The organism is Rhodococcus sp. (in: high G+C Gram-positive bacteria), assembly GCF_049591685.1.
Taxonomy (GTDB): domain Bacteria; phylum Actinomycetota; class Actinomycetes; order Mycobacteriales; family Mycobacteriaceae; genus Rhodococcoides.
This window is the reverse complement of record NZ_JBAWFH010000531.1, coordinates 1-4,226: the sequence shown is the minus strand read 5'-3', so window position 1 is coordinate 4,226 and position 4,226 is coordinate 1. Positions and strand designations below refer to the sequence as shown.

Here is a 4,226-nt window from a genome sequence, read left to right as displayed (position 1 = left end):
GTGTTCGGCAACCCCGGTGGCATCGGCGATGGCCGGATCGACGGTCGGATCGGTCGCGTGCGCGTCAATGTCTCCCACGCGCTCAACCCTAGGAGATGCATCGGTATGCGGCACCGCTGCGGGAGGTTACCGCCGGGTAGTATCCGCTCATGCCTTTTCTGGAGCGCAACGGCGACGTGCATGTTCTCTATCTCGGTGACAAGGACGGACCTGAGAACAACGAGAACCGATTTCACCCCGACTGGATCGACGCCGTCCACGCGCTGCTCGACGAGGTCGAAGCCGTCGATGGACCCGCGGCACTGGTGACGACCGCCGGCGGCAAGTTTTTCACCAACGGTTTGGACACCGATTGGCTGTTCGCCAACCTCGACAAGATCACGGGCTACCTCGACCGCGTCCACACCCTTTACTCGCGCCTCTTGACGTTCCCGATGCCAACGGTCGCGGCTGTACAGGGGCACGCATTCGGTGCCGGTGCGATGCTCGCCACCGCTCACGATTTCCGCGTGGTCCGAGCCGACCGAGGCTTCTACTGCCTGCCGGAGGTCAACCTGAACATGCCGTTCACCGTGGGAATGTCCGCGCTCGTGACGGGCAGATTGCCGAAGCAGACCGCGGTCGAGGCCATGACGACGGGCCGACGTTACGGCGGCGCAGACGCCGTTGCCGGCGGCATCGCGGATGTCGCGGTCGCGGAGGACCAGGTTCTGGCATCCGCCGTCGAACGCGCTGCAGCGCTGACGAACACCCGCGGCGCCAATCTCGCGGGCATCAAGCGTGGGATCCACGCCGACGTACTCGCTGCGCTGAACACCCCGACGGACGAGAGCAACTTCAAGTTCGGACAGTAGTAGTGACAGACTGGGCCGGTGATCGATGAGACCGACGCAGGTGTTCAGCACGCCGCACCAGAGCTGATCGGGCTGTCGCATTCGATTCATTCCGAGCCTGAGTTGGCGTTCGAGGAACATCGAAGCGCGGCCAAGGTGCGCGAGTCGCTGACGGCGCACGGTTTCGACATCGAGTCGCCGATCGCCGGAATGCCCACGGCGTTCACCGCGACGTACGGCAGCGGCGACCTGGTCATCGGCATCTGCGCGGAGTACGACGCGCTGCCCGAGATCGGCCATGCCTGCGGGCACAACATCATCGCCGCATCGGCTGTGGGTGCGGCGATCGCGCTCGCACCTCTCGCCGACCGACTCGGAATCACCGTCAAGGTGCTCGGCACGCCGGCAGAAGAGAGCGGCGGCGGCAAGATCCTGATGCTCGAACACGGCGTGTTCGACGGTGTGGCCGCGGCCATCATGGTGCACCCCGGGCCGTTCGACATCGTCGGCGCCACCTCGCTCGCGTTGTCAGACATCGCGGTCTCGTTCACCGGCCGTGCCGCGCATGCGTCGGCGGCCCCGGAATGGGGCATCAACGCGGGCGACGCCGTCACTGTCAGTCAGGTCGCGATAGGTCTGCTGCGCCAGCACCTTGCTCCCGGTCAACAGCTGCACGGCATCGTCAGTGACGGCGGGCTCGCCCCCAATATCGTGCCCGGGCACGCCGAACTTCTGTACGACCTCCGCGCGCAGACCTCGGAGTCGCTGGCTGCGCTGACGGCCAAGACCTATGCCTGTTTCGAGGCCGGCGCCGTGGCCACCGGCTGCACTCATGAAATCCGAACGATCTCCCCGACGTACGCGGAACTCACACCCGATCCGTGGCTGGCGGCCGAGTTCCGCCGCCAAGCCGTGGACATCGGGCGTGCACCGCTTGCACCCGAATTGGAAGGATTCCGCCCGCTGGGCAGCACCGACATGGGAAACGTAACCAATGTTCTACCGGGCATCCACCCGGTCATCGGCCTCGACTCGTCCGGCTCCGTGACGCATCAACCCGAATTCGCGGCGGCGTGTATCACCGAATCCGCCGACCGAGCGGTGATCGACGGTGCGAAGCTGTTGGCCCGCACCGTAGTGCGCGCAGCCCAGGACGTAGACGTACGAGCACGGCTACTCAGCGGTGTCGAAGCGCGGGCAGGGCGATGATCGACCATCACGGCCACGTCGACAAGTGGATCCTCGACAACGCCGACCGGCTCTCGCAGTGGCGTCGGCACATCCATGCCAACCCCGAGCTGGCACGTCAGGAATTCGCAACCACGGCGTTCGTCGTCGAACAGCTCGAGGCAGCAGGCTTGACGCCGAAGCTCCTTCCGGGTGGAACGGGACTAGTCTGCGATATCGGGCCGACTGGCCCGCGCGTCGCGCTTCGGGCAGACATGGACGCGCTTCCCCTGCAGGAATTCACCGGCGCCACCTACAGTTCGACGGTTCCCGGCGTCTCTCACGCTTGCGGGCACGATGCGCACACGACGGTTCTGCTCGGAACGGCGTTGGCACTGGCGTCGCTTCCGCATCTCCCGTTCGGGGTCAGGCTCATCTTTCAGCCTGCCGAGGAGGTCATGCCGGGAGGGGCACTCGACGTCGTCGCTGCCGGAGCCCTCGAGAACGTGACCAAGATCTTCGCGCTGCACTGCGACCCTCGGCTCGAGGCCGGGAAGGTGGGCGTGCGGGTCGGACCGATCACCTCGGCCGCGGACACCGTGGAACTGCGCCTCGACTCTCCGGGCGGGCACACCTCGCGTCCGCATCTGACGACGGATCTCGTGTACGCGCTGGGCACCGTCATCACCGGTCTGCCGGGAATGCTCAGCCGCCGAATCGACCCGCGCACGAGCACGGTGATGGTGTGGGGTGCGGTGGTCGCGGGTCAGGCGCCCAATGCGATCCCCCAAAGCGGGATGCTCACCGGAACGGTCAGGACCGGTGACCACGAAACGTGGGCGCTGCTCGAACCGCTCGTGAAGGAAATCGTGACGGGTTTGCTCGCGCCCACCGGTGTGCGTTTCGAACTGCACTATCGACGCGGTGTGCCACCGGTGGTGAACGACGCCGCGGTGACGCGCACCTTCGAGAACGCCATCCGACGCCTCGGCCCCGGTGCATTGGCGGACACTGCTCAGTCGGGCGGTGGTGAGGACTTCTCCTGGTACCTCGAGGAGGTGCCCGGCGCGATGGCTCGGTTGGGCGTGTGGTCCGGAAACGGGCCGCAGCTCGACATCCACCAGCCCACGTTCGACCTCGACGAGCGCGCGTTGGCTGTCGGCGTCAAGGTCATGACGGGAATCGCGCTGGACCCGCACTAGCGGTCCAGCGTGATTTCCCCGCGCGAACCGGTACTACGTGGTTCCGGGTCCAACGTTGCGGCTGTTGCGGGTGCGGAGGTCTCGCACGTACTCCGCCGGAGCGCCGGCGATCTCCGCTGCCTCGGCCATGACGCCCAGGTAGCGGGCAGACGGCAAACCGCCCTCGTAGGCGTCGAGCACGTACAGCCAGGCCAACACGGGGCCGTCCGCGGTGTCGACGCGCAGGCGCACCTTGCGGTGAATGCCCAGCTCGCCGCCTTCCCAGCGATCGAGACTCTGCTCGTCTTCCTCGGAGACGTCGTAGAGAACGACGAACACCTTCTCGTTCGGATCCGGCGCGACGGTAGCGAGGGCACCCTCCCAGCCGATGTCTCCGCCGCCGAACGTCAAACGCCACCCGTGCAGCCACCCTGTTCCGGACAGGGGGGAATGCGGGCAACGCTGCAACATCTGCTCCGGATGCATGTTCGATCCGTAGGCGGCATAGATTGGCACGTCGGCAAGCCTAAACCGTCGGCGCATCGAACGTTGCGGGGCGGCACTCGACCGGTGCGTCCGCGCTGGTCGTAGCGAAGTGAAGTAATCCTTACCGATGCATGACGCCCGTCACTGGAATAGCGTTGGGGGCGCAGGCAGAGTTTTGGAACCCAAGTCGAAAGAGGCTCAATGACCCGGATCGTGATCATCGGTGGCGGACCCGCAGGGTACGAGGCGGCACTGGTGGCGGCGCAACACGGGGGAACGGTGACGCTCGTCGATTCAGAGGGAATCGGCGGCGCATGTGTTCTGTGGGACTGCGTGCCGTCGAAGACCTTCATCGCGTCGACCGGCATCAGGACCGAGATGCGTCGCGCGAGCGACCTCGGTATCTCCCTCGATCCGTCCAAGGCGGCGGTCGCGCTCCCGCAGATTCACGAGCGGGTCAAATCTCTCGCGCAGGCACAGTCGGCCGACATCGCGGCTCGCGTCCGGTCGGTAGGGGTCGAGATCATCTCGGGTCGCGCAGAGATGATCGACTCTCAGG

General features: G+C 66.1%; 5 protein-coding genes. 4 read left to right on the top strand and 1 reads right to left on the bottom strand.

What is annotated here, in order from left to right; genetic code table 11:
* Nucleotides 1–149 precede the first annotated feature (149 nt).
* Genes WBQ44_RS21700 through WBQ44_RS21690 form a run of 3 tightly spaced genes read left to right on the top strand, consistent with a single transcriptional unit; the run spans nt 150 to nt 3,202 of the window.
* A complete protein-coding gene (locus WBQ44_RS21700) occupies nt 150–854 on the top strand; it encodes an enoyl-CoA hydratase/isomerase family protein (RefSeq protein WP_495568730.1) in 705 nt (234 codons plus the stop codon).
* An 18-nt stretch (nt 855–872) separates the two neighbouring features.
* Nucleotides 873–2,042: a M20 family metallopeptidase gene (locus WBQ44_RS21695; protein WP_495568729.1), complete on the top strand. Its 1,170-nt coding sequence runs from the start codon at nt 873–875 to the stop codon at nt 2,040–2,042.
* The gene (locus WBQ44_RS21690; RefSeq protein WP_495568728.1) at nt 2,039–3,202 is read left to right on the top strand and encodes a M20 family metallopeptidase; all 1,164 of its coding nucleotides are present in this window, start codon (nt 2,039–2,041) and stop codon (nt 3,200–3,202) included. Before WBQ44_RS21695 ends, WBQ44_RS21690 begins: the two co-directional genes overlap by 4 nt.
* 33 nt (nt 3,203–3,235) lie before the next feature.
* Here WBQ44_RS21690 and WBQ44_RS21685 read toward each other — a convergent pair whose 3' ends face one another.
* Complete coding sequence (locus WBQ44_RS21685; RefSeq protein WP_495568727.1) at nt 3,236–3,697, bottom strand: gamma-glutamylcyclotransferase family protein; 462 nt, start codon at nt 3,695–3,697, stop codon at nt 3,236–3,238.
* 171 nt (nt 3,698–3,868) lie between these two features.
* Between WBQ44_RS21685 and WBQ44_RS21680 the strand changes: the two genes are divergently transcribed.
* The coding region (locus WBQ44_RS21680) for an FAD-dependent oxidoreductase (protein ID WP_495568726.1) at nt 3,869–4,226 on the top strand (358 nt) is incomplete at its 3' end.

Excerpts from the sequence above, each read along its gene's own strand:
- WBQ44_RS21700 (WP_495568730.1), top strand. The coding sequence starts at position 150 with ATGCCTTTTCTGGAGCGCAACGGCGACGTGCATGTTCTCTATCTCGGT.
- WBQ44_RS21690 (WP_495568728.1), top strand. The coding sequence starts at position 2,039 with ATGATCGACCATCACGGCCACGTCGACAAGTGGATCCTCGACAACGCC.